We start from the raw sequence: 18,136 nt of genomic DNA on the forward strand, positions 1-18,136 counted from the left end.
ATGCGCTGGTTGCGGAGCTGGTCGGTGGTCGGGTGTGCGGCCCCGACGGCGGTCTCGTCGAGCACCCGCCCGGGCCCGTTCGGCATCGACGGCGCGGCGGTGTGCCCGCCACCGACGGTGCGGGGCGGTGCCGAGATGGTGCCGCCGTCGGCCGGGCGTGGGGTTTCCAGAGCTTGGATGCGCTGGTTGCGGAGCTGGTCGGTGGTCGGGTGTGCGGCCCCGACGGCGGTCTCGTCGAGCACCCGCCCGGGCCCGTTCGGCATCGACGGCGCGGAGACGTGGGAGGCGCCGGTGCTGGGCACGTGATCGACGCCGCCGGGCCGGGTGGTCGGCGGCATCAGGTGGCTGGTGCCGCTCAGGGCCGACGTGTCGGGCAGGCCGCCGGGGCGCAAGGCGGGAGGCAGCGTCGTCCCGTGCGGGACCGTGACCTGGCCGGCCGAGGTGGTGCCGTGCATCGCCGAGCCGGTGACGGGTACGTCAGGGCTCACGCCGCGACCGGTGGCGGCCGACACCGCGCCGCGTTCGGTGACGTGCGGCTGTGCCGACGGGTGGTAGGCGCCGGTGCCCGAGACCGTGGGCTCAGGGGCCACGGACGGGGTGCCCCGCGGCGGGGACGGCGGCTGGCCGAAATCCCGCTGCGTCGTCGTGGACTCGAAGCTGCCCCGGCTCGCCGGGGGTGAGACCTCGAAGGAGCTCATGCTGCCGCGGGGCGACGAGGTCGATACCGGGGAGACGTCCCCGCGCGCGCCGACGGTGGGGACACCGCCCCCGACGTGGCCGCGGTCGAGGTTCGCCATCGGCGGGATGTCGGTCGTCCGCGTGGCCGGCGGCCGGGAGGTGAGATTGCCCGACGCCGGCGTTCCGGTCCGCACTTCACCGGCACCGGGCACACCGCCGCGGGGTGTGGTGAACACCTCGTTGCGCCCGCCGCCCACGGCGCCGCCCCGCTGGCCGGTCACCGGGGCGTTCGTGTGCGGCGCCGCGAGCGGCTGGTTCACGTGGCCCGTGGCCTGCTGCGCGGACGAGCCCGTGGACTTCGCGGCACCGGGCGAGCCGGCCGCCATCAGGCGTGCGTCAGCACCGGTGGCGCCGGAGGCGGTGGGCGTGGCGTGGCCGCTGGTCGGGATGATCGGTGCGGCCGTGACGTCACTGGCGCTCACGACGGGAGCCGCGTCGTTGATGCGGGCGCCGGCGGAGTCGGTACCCCCGATGGGTTTGGGGGCGTTGAGCGCGGGGCCGTTGGTGGTCGTGCTGCCGGTCGCCGACGCCTTCGGAGGCACCTGCAGCTTCGGGATCGACGGGGCAACGGCGCCGCCGCCACCCCGCACCGGCGCGGCGGCGATGCCACGGATGGAGAACAGGCCGCCCAGCGCGCCCGCGAGCAGCACGCTCAACAGCGTGGTGCCGTGGACCTCCATGGGCACGCCCACCGCCGCGGAGACGATCGCGTTGGTGCCGAACTCCATCGCGACCTGCATGGATCCGTACGTGATGAAGCCCAGCGCGAAGTCGAGCACCATGGTGACGATCCGGCTCGCCGCCATGCTCATCGCGGGCAGCAGGCTGGCGAGCAGGCTCGACAGAGCGGCGAGAGCCGGCGCGAGGACGACGGCCAGGCCGAGCGTGAGCAGGCCGAGGATGGCGAGCACGATCTGCACGATCGCGGAGACCTTCTCGCGCTTGATCTGCTCCTCGACCTTGCTCGCGTACTCGTCGAGGAACTTGGCGAAGTCCCGCGCCGACTCGGCCATCTTTTTGAGCTTCACGTGTACGGCGTTCGCCGCGATGGTCGCCGACAGGCGCGCGTGTCCCGTCCACGTGATGCTCTTGTAAGCGGCCATCATCGTGCCGCCGAGCGACTCCAACCGGGACGCCTGTGCGCGCCAGTCGTTGGCGAGCTTGCGGAGCTCCTCGGGGCTCGCGCGCCCGTTCGTCTGGTTCGCCATGGTGGACCGTCAGCTCTTCGGCTTGGGGTACGGGTTGTCGGTGTAGTCCACCGTGATCGGCGGCGTGGTGCTGTCCTGGGGGCCCTTGCCGTCGCCCTCGCCGGTCATCGCGTGCACGAAGTCGTCGAACATGTTGGTGACCGCGTGTTCCGCGCTGTTGTAGTTGGCGGCGGCCATCACGGCGCCGTACCGGACCCGGTCGAGGATGCCCGGCGTCTCGACCTTGGTGGGATCCGCCTTGTCGGGCGTACCGAACAGGCGGTTCTGCACGTCCTTGAGTCTCGTGTTGAACGAGTCGGCCGCCTCGGAGCTCTCCCCGACCCAACCGATCTTGATCGCCTCCCAGATTTTGCCGACCTTCGTCCAGTCCTCCTGAAGGCTGGTGATCAATGAGGGCATGTAGACACTCGCGTACTGGTGCATGAAGTACATCTCGACGTCGATCCGAATGGTGGCAGTGTCATAGTTGGTCGTACTGTCAGCCACTAGGCACGCTCCGTCAGTCGGACTCCACCGTTCCCCTGACCGTAGCCATGGGGAAGGTGCCGTCCCCAGACCCTGTTCCGGCGTCGGCGGGGTCGTACCAAGAGGGACGTTGCCGCCGCCCCGGCACGCGCGTGAGGGTCAGGTATGGCCGATTCCCCCAGCAAAGTCGTTCCGGTAGACCTCACCCAGGACTGGCCGACCGGCCGGCACGTCAGCGGCGCCAACGAGGACCTCATCGGTTTCAAGGCGCCCACCTCGAACGGCAACGGCGGCTGGACCAACAGCGACGGGAAGCCGGTCGACGAGCACGGCAACCTGCTGCCCGACGCGAGCGCGCCCACCGGCGACCCGGCCGCACCGGACCTGCGCAGTTACAAGGTCAGCCCGGGCGAGATGCACGACGCCGAGACGACCATCCTCGCCGCGATGAAGGGCCAGATCACCGACTTCGAGTCGTTCCGCGACAGCGCGATCTCCCGGTCGAGCTGGGTGTTCTACACCGGGAAGGAGTCCGACACGGTCTCCCATTACCACCAGGGCGTCCCGCTGAACCCCAACGTCAAGTGGAGCGGTGCCTACGACGACGGCTCCGGATGGTACGCCGCGGTCAAGGACCCGCACCCGGACCAGACCGCGGAGATCCAGTACAACCAGTACCAGCTGCTGCAGGGTGTCGGCGGGGTCATGCAGCTGGTCGGCGACTTCGTCGGCAAGCTCAACAACGCCGCGCAGATCTACGCCGGCGCGGACATCCACTCCACGGTCCCGGACGGCACCACCACCGCCTGAGCTGTCAGCCGCCGTTGGGGCCGATGTCGGCCCCGACGCCGCGCGGAAGGTACACGGTCACCACCGCGCTGCGATCGCCACGCAGCACCGCGAAGTGCGAGATGTCAGGGATCCCCGCCGGCACCGTGCCGGTCACCTCCTGCACCTTCCCCTTCTTGCCGGTCCAGTTCGCCACCGGCCACCGGCTGTCGTCCACGCCGTAGCCGTACAGCCGGTATCCGGTCCCCTTCTTCAAGCCGGTCAGCTTCGCTCGCACCTCGGCCGATCCGCCCTTCGCGGTCAGGGTGACCGTCATCCGGGCACCACTGTCCACATCGGTCGCCGAGGCGGCCGCGCTGACGACGGCGGGTGCGACCGGCGAGACCGGATCGCCGTGGTCACTGCGGATGAGCGCCCCGGCGGCGATGCCACCGAGGGCCACGGTCACCGCCAGCAACCCGGTCGAGAGCATCAACGCACGTGTACGCCGCACAGGTCGCGTTTTCCCAGCAACGACCGTCACCTGGGGCGCGGGCCCGGGAACCGGAGCGGGCACGGTCACCGGAACCGGCCGGACCACGGGCTTGGTCCGCACCCCGGGTGCCACCGGTGGCATCCGGGGCGCGACGACCGGCGTGGGGGGAACCGCAGCCGGACCCGTAGGTGCGGGCATCGGCACAGTGGGCGCAGCCACCGGCACTATGGGCGCAGTAACAGGTGGTGCGGGGGCGACTGCAGACGCTGCGGGCGCTGCGGGCGCTGCGGGCGCTGCGGCTGCGGGTGCCGCGGGTGCTGCGGGCGCTGTCGCGGGCGTCGCGGCAGCGGCGGATGCGGCCGGCGGCGGGCTTGTCACAGCCGGGGCGACGGCGGCGGACTGCGGCGCAGTCGTCGGGGTCGGTACGGCCGGGATGCCGGGCGCATCCCGCGGCACGGCGGGCGTGACCGGCGGCGTAACTGACGCGGCAGGAGGCGTCATAGGCATGGGTGCCGGTGCGACGGGCCCCGGAGCCGGCCCGGAGAGCGGCAGCGCGGCGCGCACCGATGGTGGCACGACCGGTGGCGCGACCGGTGGCGCGGAAGCGGGCCGACCGGAGGCTGGTGCCTCGGGGACGGCCTGCGGTCCGGCGGCCTGCGGTTTGGCGGCCTGCGGTTTGGTCATAGGCGGTTTGGTCATGGGCGGTTGAGCGACGGGCAGATCAGCGGCGGGCGGTTCGGTGGCGGGGGTCTCCGGGGGACGGTTGCGTCCGAGCCGCCGGGGCCGGTGCGGCCAGGACATCCGGGACCGCGGCTCGTCGGGCTCCTCGACCGGCGCGAACCGGGCCGGGAACGCCGGTGGGATCGACGTGCTGAGCGCACCGTACGCGCTGGACAGGCTGTCCCGTTCGTCGGTGAGCAGCGCCAATGCGCCGAGCAGGTCGCACACCCGCGCTGCCTCGTCGCGACAGGCCGCACACGAGTCGAGGTGGGCCCGCACCCGCCTGGCTGATGCAGGGTCGAGCTCGTCGAGGTGATAGAGCCCGAGCTGCTCCTCGACGTGCTCGGTACCGTCCGCCACTGGTTTCAAATCCCCGGTCCGCTCCCGCTGGTGTGAGTCCGCACAGGACTCCTTACCCATCCTCGCCGACACCGGGGCGCCGCGTGACACCAGCTGAGCATGCTGGGTACGTACGGGGAAACATAAGTCCCTCATCAGGGGCATCGGAACCGCAACCCACCGGGGACGTCGGCGGATTTCGGCGGTTCGTGAACCGGGTGGGGCCGGCGTCCGTCTCAGTGGCGCCCGTGTACGCGGGCCAGACAGCTTGGAGGAGCCCGGTGTTCACAGCGGCCATCGTCTCGGACCAGCCCATCTCCCGTGCCGGTCTGGAGAAGCTGGCGTCCGACGACCCCGGCCTGCACGTCACGGCTGCGGTGGCGAGCATCGACGAGCTGCTGTCCGGGGGCGAGAAGTTCGACGTGGTGGTGCTGGAGCTGCCGATCGGCGGGACAGGCGCCATCACTCGAGCGGCAACGGTGGGGCGTCCCCTGGTGAGTGCGGCGTGGGGCCGGTCACCGAGTCTGCTCTCCGCGGTCCGGGCCGGCGCGCGGGGTTGTTTCAGCGGCTTCACCGAGCAGCGTGATGTTCGTGAGGCGGTCCGGGTGATCGTCCGTGGTGGCTTTTACATCTGCCCGCGGCTGGTCGGTCAGTTCCAGGGTGAATTGGCGCGCGGTGGCGACGAGGAGCAGAACGGACTGGCGCCGCGGGAGGTCGAGACGCTGCGGTTCATCGCCTCCGGTTTCACGCACGCGCAGATCGCGACGCGGATGGGGCTCTCGCAGGCGACGGTCAACACGTATGCGAAGCGGATCCGCGCGAAGCTGAACGTCAGCAACAAGGCGGAACTGACCCGGATGGCCATCGAGCTGGGCCACTGCAGTCAGCCTCGTCGCCTCAGCCGGGCTGCTGCCTGAACACAAGAGTCGAGGGCCGGGCGACTGCCCGGCCCTCGACGTCTCACTCCGATGGTTGTGCCGACTTCGCGCCGACCGAAGCCTTGGGGTTGGCCGGTGCCTCGGGGGTGCTCGCCGGGGACACGGTCGCGGCCGGTGCCGCCGGGACGGTGACCTTTTCCCCCGGCCTGATCCCTGGAGTTATCGGCAGGGTCTCCTGCTGCGCCGTCGGTTTGACCGAGGGCGGGCGGGTCGCCGGCGGCGGGGTGTCGTCGCCGGCGGGCGGCTCGGTGCTCTCCTGCTCGGGGGGCGCCTCGCCGCGCAGCAGCCCGCGGATGCGGAAGACCAGCAGCACGGCCGCGGCGATGGCGACCAGCGTCACGACGATGAGCAGCGTCGACCGGCCGCTGTTGGGCTCGGAGCTGACCCGGCTGAGCGCCTGCGCGTCGGACTCGGCCGCCACGACCTCCTCGGGCAGCACCTTGGTCACCGACTCGGCCGGGTTGATCAGGCCGAAGCCGAACGTGCCGTTGGGCACGGAGCCGTTGCCCATCTTGCTGGCGGTCGCCTCGAGCCGGTGCACGACCTGCTCGGCGGTCAGTTCCGGGTACGCGGACCGGACCAGCGCGGTGGCCCCGGCGACGAACGCGACGGCGTACTGGGTGCCGCTGCCGGTGAGCGAGCCGGTGCCGGTGATGCCGAGGCTGGTGACGTTGATGCCCGGTGCCACCACGTCCACGCCGCCCTTGCGGTAGTCGCCGGCGGCCTGGCCGTCCACGCCGATCCCGCCGACCCGCACGGTCCCCGCACCGATCATGGCGTCCGGGTTGACCGCGATCGCACCGAGTGAGGCGCCCAGCACGACCACGACGTCCTTCTTCGTGGCCTCCGCGACGGCGTCCGCCACGCCCTTGTCGTTGGTGTCCACGTAGGAGCCGAGGGCGATGACCGTCGCACCCGCCGCGACCGCCGCGCTGATGCCCGCGGCGGCGTCGGCCGCCTGGACCTTGGTGCTGGTCCCGGCGATGCGGATGGGCATGACCGTGGCATCGGGCGCGACACCGATGGGGCCACCGCCGGAGCCGCCCTTCGCGGCGATGAGCCCGGCCATGGCAGTGCCGGTGCCCAGGCAGTCGGTGTCACCCCGGCCGCTGCCGGAAACGATGTCGGAGCCCACGGCGACGTGCCCGGTGAGCTGCGGCAGGCTTCCATCCACACCGGAGTCGACGACGGCGACGAGCTGGCCGTCACCACGGCTCTGCGGCCAGGCCTGGTCCGCGGCGAGGCGCAGCTCGGCCCAGTTGGAGGACCTGGTGGACGCACCGGCGGTCGCGCACTGCCCCGACTTGCCGGTCTTGGCCTTGCCCGGCTTCGGCTTTTTGTCCTTCGAACCGCTGGTCGTGGTCTTGGGCTTGGGGGGCGTGGTGCCCGTGCTGGTGCCGGGTGCCGCGGCCGAGGTGCTGCCACGGGTGCTGGACGGTGATGGTTTCGCCGCCGCACTGGGGGTCACGGCTGCCGTCGGTGACTTGTCCGGGAGCACGCCGTACTGCACGCCGCCGCCGACGGCGTCCCAGGGCAGGATCAGCATCCAGCCGGCGGCAAGCCGTCCCGGGTCCACCAGCACGCCACCGTCGGGCTGCGGCCGGCCGGAGTTGAGGTTGAACACCTCCGCCGATCGGGCCGAGTCGCCGAGGAAGCGGTCGGCGATCTCGGTGAGGTTCTCCTTCGCGCCGTTGTGCGACGAGGTCACCGTGTAGTACTTCACGTAGTCGTCATCAGCGTGCGCGGCCGTGGCGCCCATGGCGAGCAGCGCTGTCGCTGCGCTCACGGCCAGACCCGCACGAAGTGCCGCTCGAGTGAACAAGGACATCCGCTTCCTTCTTATCGAGGCCGGGTTCATCAACTGGTTCATCAGCTGGGATCCGGTGCCGGGGCGCCCGCGGCGCCCGGCAGATAGACCGAGACCGCCACCCCGCCGCTTTCGGGGGAGACGGTGAAGAACGACAGATCCTTCAGTTGTACGCCGCGGAGCTCGCCGGAGACGTCCTGCACAGTGTCGGTGCCGGTCCAGTGGCTGACCGGCCGGGACTGTCCGTCGGAGGTGACGGCGTAGAGCACGTAGGCGGTGCCGGGGCGCAGCCCGTTGACGGTCGCCCGGATGTCGACCTCGTCGTCGCTCTCGGTCAGCAGTACCGAGGCGGAGGCGCCGGACGTCCGGTCGGTGGCTGTGGCGGCCGCGGTCACGAGGGCCTGGTCGGCGCGATGCCCGGGGCCACGGACGAGCGCCCCGAGCCCGAGCCCCGCGATGATCAGCACCAGCGCGAGCAACCCGCCCGCCCGGGCCAGCCGCGCCCGCCTGGAGGCCGTCCCGCGGGCACCGGGTCCGGTGCTGCCGCCCGCCCCACGGGCCGGCCGGCGCCGCCCTGCCGGGGCCGCCGCCGGGAGTGGCCGGTCGGCGGAATGCCCGGCGACGGCTTTATCGCCGGTGAGCTGGGCCAGGGCGGCCAAGGTCTCGACGACCTCGTCCGCCCCGGCCCGGCACGCGGTGCAGGTGTTCAGGTGCCGGTGGATGACGTCGCTGTGTGCCGGCTCGAGCTCGCCCAGGAAATGCAGCGCGAGCAGCTCCTCCCCGACGTGTTCGTCCGGCACCGTGTCACCCCTCAGCTCGTCCATGACTATTTGACGAGCATCCAGAACTGGTCCTTGTTGATTTTCTCGACCCGGTCCCACTGCTCGACCCAGTACTCGTTCCAGGTGCCGTCGGACTTCGGCGGGCCGAGGTCGTCACCGAGCAGTTCCATGAGCTTGCCGGAGTTGCGGTTCTGGATCTGGACCTTGCCGTCCCCTCCGTCGATCAGCTTCCACTGCTGTTCCTTGGCGGACTCGTTCTTGGTGGTTACGACGAGCTTGGCGTAGTTGTCCAGCGACGCGTTCTCGATGGACAGCGCCTGCTTGCTGAAGTCGTTGATGATCATCACGTAGCCATCGGTGGTGGCCTCCTGGAAGCGCCAGTACTGGTCGCTCTCCAGCAGGTTGTTGTAGAGCTGGACCCGCGTCCCGTCAGCGAGCTTGATCTGCCCGCCGGGCAGTTCCACCACCGCACCCGCCCATGCGTTGCGGATCTGGTAACGGGCTTCCGGGTCGAACAACTTGACCGGCTCGGGCTGTGCCGGCTTGGTGGCGGGCGTCGTGGTGGGGGCAGTCGAGGACGGTGCGGCGGTGGACGGCTTGATCGCCGGGGCCGATGCCGGTGCGGACGCCGACGCGGAGGCGGACGCCGAGGGCTTGCTCGCCGACGGGCTCGCCGACGGCTTGGGCGCCGGCTTCGACGAGGTCAGGCGGGCGTCCTTCTCGTAATCCGGGACGTAGCGTCCGACCTGGTCGGCGAGCTGCGGGACGTTGGCCCGCGGCAGGCCGTTGGCCTGCCGGACGATGTTGGGTCCCCACTGGTAGGCGCCCAGAGCCAGCGTGTACGGGTCAGCACCGCTGAGCCCGGCGAACTGGTTGCTCATGTCGCACATCGCGGTGCCCATGGCGAGGATCGCGTCGTCCGGGTTCCAGCGCGAGGCCGATGCGCCAGGCTGGTACTTTTCCCACAGGCTGTCGCTGAACTGAGCGATACCGGCGCCACCGTTGCTGGAGCGCAGGCTGGCGTTGAAGCCGGACAGGGCGCGCAGCTGCGCCGCGATCCGGGCCGGTGTGACGGTGGCGCAGATCCGGCCGGCGGCGTTGACGTCGGCGACGAGCTCCTTCGGCACCTCCATGGACGGCTCGGCGGACGCCGCGGCCGCGGTGGCCTTGGCGCTGAACACAGGCTGGTCGGCGTACCAGTTGGAGTAGGCGGTGACCTTGTCGACGTACGGCTCGGCGCTCGCCGGGACGCCCTTCGCCTTGATCACGGCCGACAGCCCGACCTTGTCGGTAGCGAGCGCGGCGGCCCACAGGTCACCGTCGATCTTGGCTGCGCGCAGCTGCCCGACGATCTCGCAAGTGCGGTGGGCCATCGCCAGCATGCTCGCCTGCCGGTCGGTGCGGGCCGCAGTGGACGACGGGCGCCATTTCGACCAGGTCGCGTCGTCCATGCCGGCGACCCCCGAGTTGGCGCCGTCCGCGCCGAACCCGGTGGCGGCCATCACCTGGGCGGCGACCTTCGGTGGGGTGAGTGCCGGGCAGGACAGGGCCGCGGCGACCAGAGAGGGAACGTCTTCGGCGGGCACCGGCGTGCCGGCGAGCTTCTCGTCGTCAGCGATGGCGGGGACTACCTCGAGGGCAAGGGCGCCGCAGACGACGATGGTGAGCGACAGCGCCACCACTTCGGCCCGTCCCCGGGTCGTCGTCAGCACTCGCCGCCACGGGGGGCGTGGCGTAGCGCGTTCAGTCATTTGTCCACTCATATGCTCAATCGATCCTGGATGAGAGGGGTCGTGCCTCACCAAGACGGCCCCCGGCCGTCGGCGGTTCACGATTCTGAGGGGTTTTTTCCGGCTCCGGCGGCGACCGTACCGTCACCTGGCCGGATCGTGAAGCCGCGTCCTGCGAGGGCCTCACGCAGCGCTTTCAAGGCGTAGAAGGTCCGTGATTTCACGGTCCCCGGCGGTACGTCGAGGACCTCGGCCACCTCGGCCACCGACCGTTCCTGGAAGTAGATCTCAACGAGAGTGATCCGCAACCGCTCGGGCAGCGAGTCGAGCGCCGCGCGTACCTCCTGGGCGTCCAGTGCCCGCTCGATGGGATCGTCGGTGCGGGCGTGGGTGTCGATGTACTCGTCCGACAGCTCGGCCGGGCGTGCTTCGGCGGCCCTGACCTGATCGATGAAAATACGCTTCGCGACCGTGAAGATCCAGGCTCGGCTCCACCGGCCGTCGGCGTTGCGGGCCTCCGGGTTGCGCCAGGCCCGGAGCAACGCCTCCTGCACGATGTCCTCGGCCCGGTGCCGGTCGCCACGGGTCAGCCGGGTCAGGAAGCTGAGCAGCACCGGTCCGTGGACCTGCTGCAGGTAACGCAGCGCGTCCTCGTCCGCGGCCTCGCCCACCTGGGTGCGCACCGGCATCTGCGAGGACGCGACCACCTCGGCCGACGGGTTTCCGGGGCCGGGCAACGCGCTGGGGGGAGGTGTGCCGTCAACCACCGGCAAACTCTTACATGCCGCTGCCGCAGTCGCGCGATTCGGGTCATGGTGAGACCCTTCTGTGCCCTAAGGGGACGGTCCGATGTGCCGCGCGGGCATCCACAGTGTCCCTTTTCGGGGACCTTTGGGGACAGTCGGCGCCTGCGGTCAGCGGGTGCTCGGCACGGCGGCCCGGGTCGGATCCACGCCCACCTCGGCCAGCCGCCGGCGGATGCGGCGCAGGTCCCAGCGTGCACCCAGAACCGTGTACAACCCCGTTGCCTCGGCGCCGGTCCGTGCCGCCTCGTGCGGTCGCCGGTTCGTGGCCAGCAGCACCGCCGCGTCCTCCAGCGCCGCCGCCAGCTCGGCCACCCGGCCCACCGTGCGGTAATGCGCGGCCGCGGCCAGAGCCGGTTCCGGATCGCCGGCGAGCAGGGCCCGGCACCGTTCGGACGCCGCCCAGGCCCGGGCCGGCCGGATCTCCTTGTCCGCCTCGGCCGCGCACAGCGCCGCGGCCTGCTCGGCGATGTCCGCACGGCCCTGCGCGAGAGCGAGCCGCAGCACCTCCGGCAGCCACTGGTGCCGCAGCATCATCGGGGCGTACTCGGGCACGAGCAGCGGCGCGAGGATCGCCAGCGCCTCCTCGGGCCGGTCCTGCTGCTCGGCCACCAGGGCTCGCGCCACCAGCAGGAAGTCGCAGCTCTCCCGTTCGGCATCGGTGGCCGGCAGCACGTCGGCGGTGTCCAGGTGCCCGGCCGCCTGGTCGGCGTCGTCGCGGTGGCCGGCGATCAGCGCCGCGACACCGTGCAGCAGCATGTTGACCGCGCCCGGTTCCCGCATGCCCAGGAACGTGCTGCCGGGAGCGTCGTCGGTGACCGCGCTGACCTCGGCCAGGGCATCGTCCCAGCGACCCAGCCAGTAGTACTGCACCGAGGACGCCACCTGCAGGCTGCTGGGCAACCGGTGCCGGATGGCGAAGAGGGCCGCCTCGCGCAGGGTGCGTTCGGCCTCGTCGAGCCGGTCCAGGCTCTGCAGGCTGAACATCCGGTTGTCGAGCAGGTCGAAGTACATCCCGGCGAACGTGGGGTGGTCGCGCATGATGTCCAGTGCCCGGTCGACGTACTCCAGGGCGCGTTCGTGGTCACGCCGGATGGAGTTGGTCAGCCAGACGGTCTGCAGCGCGAACGCCGCCTCGTACGGCTGTCCGTTCTCCTCGGCCGCCACGCGCAGGCCCTCGGCCGTACGGTCCGCCCGGTCCAGGTCGTCGAGGTCGCCGCGCCGGAAGTTGGCCAGCAGCACCCGGTGCCGGGTGTGCCAGAGCCCGGGCACCTCGGGGTCGGCGAGCGAGCTCTCCAGCAGCGCCATGGCCGCCGCGGCGTCACCCTGCCGGAACGTCATGGCGGCCAGCAGCTGGCGCATCTCCGCCCGGTCGGCCGGGTCGTGGGCCAGCTCCTGTGCCTCCCGGGCCTCGTCCATCGGCCAGCGCTCGTGCCGGAAGTCCAGTTTGACCAGGGAGATCAGCAGGGTCTCGCGCTGGGTGGGGGAGGGCAGCGCGGTGCCGAGTACCTGACGCAGCAGGCCACCGGCGATCTGCGGGGCCCGCCGGGCGACCTCGGTGTGGTGCCGGACCAGCCAGGACACCACCCAGTCGTCGACCACCGGGGCGACGGCGGAGAGCTGCTCGGCGACCCGGGTGACCGGACTCCCACCCTGGTCGAGGACCTCGGCGGTGTGCCGGTGCAGGGCCGCGCGGGCCGGTGCCGGGATGCTCTCGTACAACGCCTGGCGCAGGAACGAATGCCGGAACGCCAGATCGCTGCCGGCGTCCACGAGGACGTTGGCGGCCAGCGCCTCCTCCAGGCTGGACATCAGCTCGAACGGCGCGCGGCCGGTCACCGCCACCACGTCGTCGACCGCGAACTGCGTGCCGAGCAGCGCGGCCATCCGCAGCACCTCCTGGGTGCCGGCGCTGAGGAAGTCCAGCGTCGCCCGGACCACGGCGAGCAACGAGCGCGGCGCCTCGACCGGGACGGACTCGTCGATGTCGGCACGTCCGCCGATCATCCGGACGGCACCGCGGCGAACCAGGGCGGTGACCATCTCCCGGGCGCACAGCGGATTGCCGCCGGAGAGCGGGACCACCTCGGCCAGGTGCGGCCCGACCGGTGCCCCGACCATGCGGGTCACCAGGTCCTCGATCGCCTCAGCGGGCAGCGCGCCCAGCGACATGACGAGCCCTCGCCGGGTCTGCACACTGCGGCGCAGCCGGGCCATCTCACGGCCGTTCGGTTCCGGCCGGGCCGCCGCCACCAGCAGCAACGGGAGCCGGGGCGTGGCGGCCACCAGCCGGTCCCAGAACAGCACGCTGGATCCGTCGGCCCACTGCAGGTCGTCGACGATCAGCACCAGCGGGGCCACGGCACAGGCGGCCCGCACGTACGCGAGCACCCGGTCGGCCGCCGCGGCGAGCGCGGCCTCCTCGGCGTTGCCCTCGTGCAGTCCGGCGGCGACGGTCGCGCCACGGGCGTCGTCCGAGGTGTTCTCCAGGCCCAGCGCGCGCGTCACCACCTGCAGCGGAACATGCTGGTTGAGCTCGTCGGCGACGCCCCACGCCACCTGGCAGCCCCGGCCGGTGGCGTCGGCGAACGCCGCGGTGAGCAACTCGGTCTTGCCGATGCCGGGTTCGCCGTCGATCCAGACTGCCGTGCCCCGGCCCCCGGCGACCGCGCCGACCAGCGCCCGGAGGGCGTCCAGCTCGGTCCCGCGGCCGGCCGGCGGGTGGCCGGCCGGCCCGTCCCGCAGTGCCCGGGCCACCTGGGCGGGCAGGACCGGGGCGGCCGGGCGGGCGGCCGGCGCGGGCTCCGCGGCCCCGGTCAGGATCCGCTGGTGCAGCTCGGTCAGTGCCGGCCCGGGCTCCACGCCCAGCTCGGTGAGCAGCGTGCGGCGGGCCGCCCGGAACACCTCGAGCGCCTCGGCCCGCCGGCCGGTGCGGTGCAGCGCCAGCATCAGCAACTCGTGCAGGGGCTCGTGCAGCGGGTAGTCACGGATCAGCCCGGCCAGGTTGGCGACGACGTCCTCATGGCCCAGCTCCAGCGCGACCCGGGAGCGCAGTTCGATCGCGGCCAGGCGACGGTCGGTCAGGCGGGTCCGCTCAAGCTCGATGCGCTGACCGGAGAGCCCGGTGTACGCCTCCCCGTGCCACATCGCCCGGGCTTCGTTCAGCAGCGTGATGGCCCCGTGCAGGTCACCGGCGCCCTCCAGCTGGGCAGCCCGCTGACCGAGGGTGACGTACCGGTCACTGTCCAGGTCCTCGGGGTCGAGCCGCAGGCAGTAGCCGGCCGGACCGGAGGTGAGCAGGTCGTGGCCCAGGACCCGGCGCAGCCCGGAGATGTAGGTGTAGACGCTGCCCGCGGCGGTGGCCGGTGGCGTGACGCCCCAGATGCCCTCGATGAGCTCGTCGCGGCCGACGACCCGCCCGGCGGCGGCGGCCAGCACCGCGAACAGGGTTTTCTGCCGGGCGGCGCCGAGGTTGAGTTCACGATCGCCCAGCCACGCACGCACCGGCCCGAGAACCGAGACCCGGAGCCGGTCCTGCGGTGTAGTCGGCACGTGCCCTCCCAGTTCCGCTGCTGCGGCGACGCCCCCTCTGGGGGACCGGCCCACCGTCAGCGGATAACAGAAACCTCTCCGTCGATCATCGCTGACCGCGAAAGATGCGGCATCGTGGGGTTGCCTGCCAGGTGGGGGCGGACCCGGGTGAGCAGATTGCGGAACTGGTCGAGCCACGCCGCCGGGACCTGCCGGGCGCGCAGCACGGCCCGGGCGATCTCGGCGGCTGCTTCGTACTCGCCGCGTTTCTCGTGCGTCACCGCGGCCACCCAGCGCATCTCGCCCTGCAGCTCCAGGTCGCCGGTGCGGGCGGCGACCCAGCTGGCCTCCGACGCGGCGTTGCGGCCCTGGCGCAGCAGCAGCCGGGCCAACCACGCGGTGAGGACGAGCCGTTCGCCGGGCGCGACCGCGACCTGCGCCCGGGCCCGTTGCAGCACGGTCACGGCGAGCTGCGGCGCGCGGGTGGCGAGCTCCTCGACGTGGCTGGTGAGCCAGGTGGCGACCGAGCCGTCCAGTGGCACCGGACCGGCGAGGAGCTGGGCGACCACCCGCTCGGGGGGCCCGTTCGCGTCGGCGATCCGGGCGGCGAACGAGCGGTGCAGCATGACCCGCAGCGAGGCGGCGGTGCCCTCGTGCAGCACCCGCGCGACGACCCGGTGCCGGAAGACGATCGATTCCCCCTCGGCGATGAGCACCCCGGCGTGCACCGCCGGGGTGAGCGCCGCGATCAGCTCGGCGGCCGGCCGGTCGGTCACCAGGGCCAGCTCACCCACCGAGCACCCGGATCCCGCGCTCAGGAACGCGGTCGCGCGCAGCAGCTGCCGGGTCTCCTCGGTGAACGTGCCGAGGTGGGCGGCGACGGCGGCGTTCAGCCCGGACGGGAGCTGTCCCGGTGTGCCGGCGGCGGCAAGGTGCCGCAGGTAGCACGGATTGCCACCGGCGTCGGCGAGCATCTCCTGCAGGACCCAGGGCTCGGGCGGCTCCGGGGCGACCGCGCGGACCAGCAGCGGCGCGGTCTCCGCGGTCAGCCCGGCGAGTTCGAGGACCTCGTCGGCGGGCACCTCGCGCAGCCCGTTCGGGCCCGGCCGCCCGGCCGCGATCAGCAGCAGCGGCAGCTCCGCGGTGCTGTCGTGCAGCGCGGCCCAGACCCGCAGGGTGAGCGGGTCGGCCCACTGCAGGTCGTCGGCGACGAGGATCAGCGGGGCCTCGTCGGTGGCCCGCCGCACCAGCTCCGCGGCGCGGGCGACGGTGCCGGAGGTGGAGCCCTCCATCGCCTCGGCGGCCACGTCGTACAGCTGCCGGACCAGGTCGTGACCGGTGTCGCCGGGCATCGCGGACTCGAAGCACTCCAGCAGCACGCCGAGCGGCATCCGCTGGGAGAGCTCGTCGCCGACGGCCCAGCCGGTGCGGCAGCCGGCCGGGGTGGCGCCGCGCAGGGCCACCGCCATCAGCGCCGACTTGCCCATGCCCGGGGTGCCCTCGATGCGCACGCTGCGGCCCACGCCGTCGGCGACGTCGGTGGCGGCCCGGCGCAACCGGCGGATCTCGGTGTCCCGGCCGATCAGCGACGCCCGGTCGGACGGCATCGGCCAGGGTGTCTGCGGACGGACCGGCCCGGACCGGCGCTGTGCCTCGGCCGGCCGGCCGGCGGCGCGCAGCGCGGTGTCCAGCATCGCCTGCAGGTTCTCCTGCAGCGGGTAGGTCCCGACGAGCCCGCGCAGCGCCGCGACGGCGTCGTCGTGCCGGCCGGTCTCGATGAGCAGCGTGGCGTGGCGTTCGGCGGTGGTGAGCCGCAGTTCGGTGAGGCGCAGGCGCTGGGCCTCGGCGAACGGGCCGGGCACCCCGGCGAGCGCCTCGCCGTGCCACAGTCGCAGGGCGGAGCCCAGCGCGTCCCGCTCGGCGTGCCGGTCGCCGGCGGCCCGGTGCTGCTTGCTCTGCTCGCGCAGCGCCTCGAAGCGCAGCACGTCGACGTCCTCGGGCGCGACGTGCAGCTGGTAGGTGCCGCCGCCGGAGGTGAGCACCTGCCCGGCGGCCCAGCGGTCACGGCTCGGCTCGAGGGCCCGGCGCAGTGCGGAGACATAGGTGTAGACGTTGCCGGTGGCACTGGCCGGGGGTTCCTCGCCCCACAGTGCGGCGACGAGCTGCTCGCGGGAGACGGCGTGGTTGGCGTGCAGCGCGAGCACGCTGAAGACGGCGATCCGGCGCGCGGACCCGAGGGTGAGCTCGGCACCCGCCCGCCAGGCCCGCACCGGGCCCAGCAGGCGAAGGTCCACGCCTTCGGGCTGTGCCGACATGCCGTTTCCCAACCTCGTCGTCGTGGGATCTCTCCCGTTCACTCGGCGATTGAAGCTACAACCTTCAGTAGTCCGCCGACCAACGTCCCCGTTAGGTACCGCAATGGCGCGCGCCGTGGGTCCTTACCCGTCGTGGGTCCTTACCCGTATCGGTGGCCGGTGCGCAACCGGCCGATCGGCGCGTGCGCACCACCATACCGCTGAATTAGGTCATCCATGGATCTCCCTTAACCTATTCTTAATAGCTGTACCCGTGTGGTCGCGCGAGTGTCCATAAGCGCCGTCCTGGGCAAAGAACCCGGTCGGGCAGGGCATCACGACCCGTTCGGTCTTCCGGAGATGGTGTCCTGGCTGATGGACTCGCGGGGTGCCGGCCGATCGTGAAATATCTTCATCCCCCTTCGCGGGCGAGCTGTTCCTGACGCTCGCCGCCGAGGGGCGACTGACGCTGGACCCGATCCGGGCCGACGAGGTCATCGCCGGGCTGGAGCGCACCCTCTCTGCCGCCCGCGCGCGGCTGCGGGTCCTGAAGATCTGGCACACCGTCCCCGCGCAACGCTTCGACGACCTGCCCGGCCGGCTGGCCGACGACGTGGTGGACGCGGTCTTCGCCGAACAGCTCGCGCCCGGCCGGCTGGAAGAGGCCGTGGTCGAGCTGCCGAAGTACATCGAGGCGCTGCGCAGGGCCCGCCGGTTGGTACCTCCGGCGGACGCCGCCTAGTTGTTACATTTGCCCGATGCGAGCGATCTGACCTGCGTCGATGGCTCCACCTTCAGCGCCCGCGCCCGGGTTCTGGAGACCGCATGAAGGTTTTCTGAAGAACCCTTCTTGAGACTGGCCCGGCTGCAACAACGAGCCGGAGGTACAAGTGGAACAGATTCGGGTGGCCCTGCAGGCGTCGGACCCGCTCAGCCACGCGGGCCTCGCCAGCTATCTCCAGGCGCGCCCGGAGCTGCTCCTGGTGCGGTCCGCGGAACGGGCCGAGGCCACGGTGCTGGTGGTGTCCTGCGATCGCCTGACCAGTGAGGTCGTCGCCACGCTGCGTCGCAGTGCGGCCGAGGCCGGGATGCCCGTGGTGCTCGTCACCGGGGAGATCACCGAGACCGAGCTGCTCACCGCCGTCGAGTGCCGGGTCGTCGCGATCCTGCCGCGGGCCGCGGTGACCGGTGACCGGCTGGCGCACAGCGTGCTGGCGGCCGCCAACGGTGGCGGCGTCATGCCCCCCAACCTGGTCGGCGAGCTGCTCAAGCACATCGAGCGGCTGCAGCGCGACGTGCTCACCCCGAACGGGCTCAACGCGTCGGGCCTCACCCCGCGCGAGATCGACGTGCTCCGCCTGATGGCGGACGGGCTCGACACCAACGAGATCGCCGGCGAACTCTGCTACTCCGAGCGCACCGTGAAGAACGTCATCTATGGCGTCACGCACCGCCTCAAGCTCCGTAACCGTTCGCACGCTGTCGCCTACGCTCTGCGCGCTGGCATGATCTGACGG

Annotated in this window: 13 protein-coding genes and 1 pseudogene; 4 read left to right on the forward strand and 10 right to left on the reverse strand. The window is 72.1% G+C overall.

Translation table 11 applies throughout. From position 1 onward, the window contains the following. Both ACIA6A_RS22895 and ACIA6A_RS22900 read right to left on the reverse strand, forming a co-directional pair. On the reverse strand, positions 1 to 1,946 hold a 1,946-nt coding region (locus ACIA6A_RS22895), incomplete at its 3' end, for a hypothetical protein (protein WP_396099834.1). A gap of 9 nt (positions 1,947 to 1,955) precedes the next feature. Continuing rightward, positions 1,956 to 2,432, reverse strand: a complete 477-nt coding sequence (locus ACIA6A_RS22900) for a hypothetical protein (RefSeq protein WP_396099835.1) — start codon at positions 2,430 to 2,432, stop codon at positions 1,956 to 1,958. A 144-nt stretch (positions 2,433 to 2,576) separates the two neighbouring features. Between ACIA6A_RS22900 and ACIA6A_RS22905 the strand changes: the two genes are divergently transcribed. Beyond that, entirely contained in the window at positions 2,577 to 3,221 is a 645-nt protein-coding gene (locus ACIA6A_RS22905; protein ID WP_396099836.1) for a hypothetical protein, read from the forward strand. Between the two features lie 4 nt (positions 3,222 to 3,225). Here ACIA6A_RS22905 and ACIA6A_RS22910 read toward each other — a convergent pair whose 3' ends face one another. Further along, positions 3,226 to 3,693: a hypothetical protein gene (locus ACIA6A_RS22910; protein WP_396099976.1), complete on the reverse strand. Its 468-nt coding sequence runs from the start codon at positions 3,691 to 3,693 to the stop codon at positions 3,226 to 3,228. 957 nt (positions 3,694 to 4,650) lie between these two features. Then, positions 4,651 to 4,899: pseudogene (locus ACIA6A_RS22915) on the reverse strand (zf-HC2 domain-containing protein); the annotation flags it as partial. A gap of 116 nt (positions 4,900 to 5,015) precedes the next feature. Between ACIA6A_RS22915 and ACIA6A_RS22920 the strand changes: the two are divergent. Continuing rightward, positions 5,016 to 5,651 (forward strand): response regulator transcription factor, encoded by a 636-nt coding sequence (locus ACIA6A_RS22920; protein WP_396099837.1) that lies wholly within the window; start codon positions 5,016 to 5,018, stop codon positions 5,649 to 5,651. A gap of 43 nt (positions 5,652 to 5,694) precedes the next feature. Here the strand turns inward: ACIA6A_RS22920 and ACIA6A_RS22925 are convergent, their stop codons facing one another. From ACIA6A_RS22925 to ACIA6A_RS22950, 6 genes are all read right to left on the reverse strand, one after another. Then, complete coding sequence (locus ACIA6A_RS22925; RefSeq protein WP_396099838.1) at positions 5,695 to 7,458, reverse strand: S8 family serine peptidase; 1,764 nt, start codon at positions 7,456 to 7,458, stop codon at positions 5,695 to 5,697. An 83-nt stretch (positions 7,459 to 7,541) separates the two neighbouring features. Beyond that, entirely contained in the window at positions 7,542 to 8,303 is a 762-nt protein-coding gene (locus tag ACIA6A_RS22930; protein ID WP_396099839.1) for an anti-sigma factor family protein, read from the reverse strand. A 2-nt stretch (positions 8,304 to 8,305) separates the two neighbouring features. Continuing rightward, the gene (locus tag ACIA6A_RS22935) at positions 8,306 to 10,012 is read right to left on the reverse strand and encodes an RICIN domain-containing protein (protein ID WP_396099840.1); all 1,707 of its coding nucleotides are present in this window, start codon (positions 10,010 to 10,012) and stop codon (positions 8,306 to 8,308) included. A gap of 77 nt (positions 10,013 to 10,089) precedes the next feature. Beyond that, on the reverse strand, positions 10,090 to 10,758 hold the full coding sequence (locus ACIA6A_RS22940) for a sigma-70 family RNA polymerase sigma factor (protein WP_396099841.1): 669 nt from the start codon (positions 10,756 to 10,758) through the stop codon (positions 10,090 to 10,092). A gap of 147 nt (positions 10,759 to 10,905) precedes the next feature. Next, positions 10,906 to 14,346, reverse strand: a complete 3,441-nt coding sequence (locus tag ACIA6A_RS22945; RefSeq protein WP_396099842.1) for a BTAD domain-containing putative transcriptional regulator — start codon at positions 14,344 to 14,346, stop codon at positions 10,906 to 10,908. A gap of 56 nt (positions 14,347 to 14,402) precedes the next feature. After that, entirely contained in the window at positions 14,403 to 16,640 is a 2,238-nt protein-coding gene (locus ACIA6A_RS22950; protein ID WP_396099843.1) for a BTAD domain-containing putative transcriptional regulator, read from the reverse strand. Between the two features lie 367 nt (positions 16,641 to 17,007). Between ACIA6A_RS22950 and ACIA6A_RS22955 the strand changes: the two genes are divergently transcribed. Together ACIA6A_RS22955 and ACIA6A_RS22960 are read left to right on the forward strand one after the other, a co-directional pair. Beyond that, on the forward strand, positions 17,008 to 17,361 hold the full coding sequence (locus tag ACIA6A_RS22955; RefSeq protein WP_396099844.1) for a hypothetical protein: 354 nt from the start codon (positions 17,008 to 17,010) through the stop codon (positions 17,359 to 17,361). A 148-nt stretch (positions 17,362 to 17,509) separates the two neighbouring features. Further along, on the forward strand, positions 17,510 to 18,133 hold the full coding sequence (locus ACIA6A_RS22960; protein ID WP_396099845.1) for a response regulator transcription factor: 624 nt from the start codon (positions 17,510 to 17,512) through the stop codon (positions 18,131 to 18,133). The last annotated feature ends 3 nt before the right edge of the window (positions 18,134 to 18,136 follow it).

Origin of the sequence: Actinoplanes sp. NPDC051494, from assembly GCF_044454705.1 — a bacterium.
Lineage (GTDB): Bacteria > Actinomycetota > Actinomycetes > Mycobacteriales > Micromonosporaceae > Actinoplanes.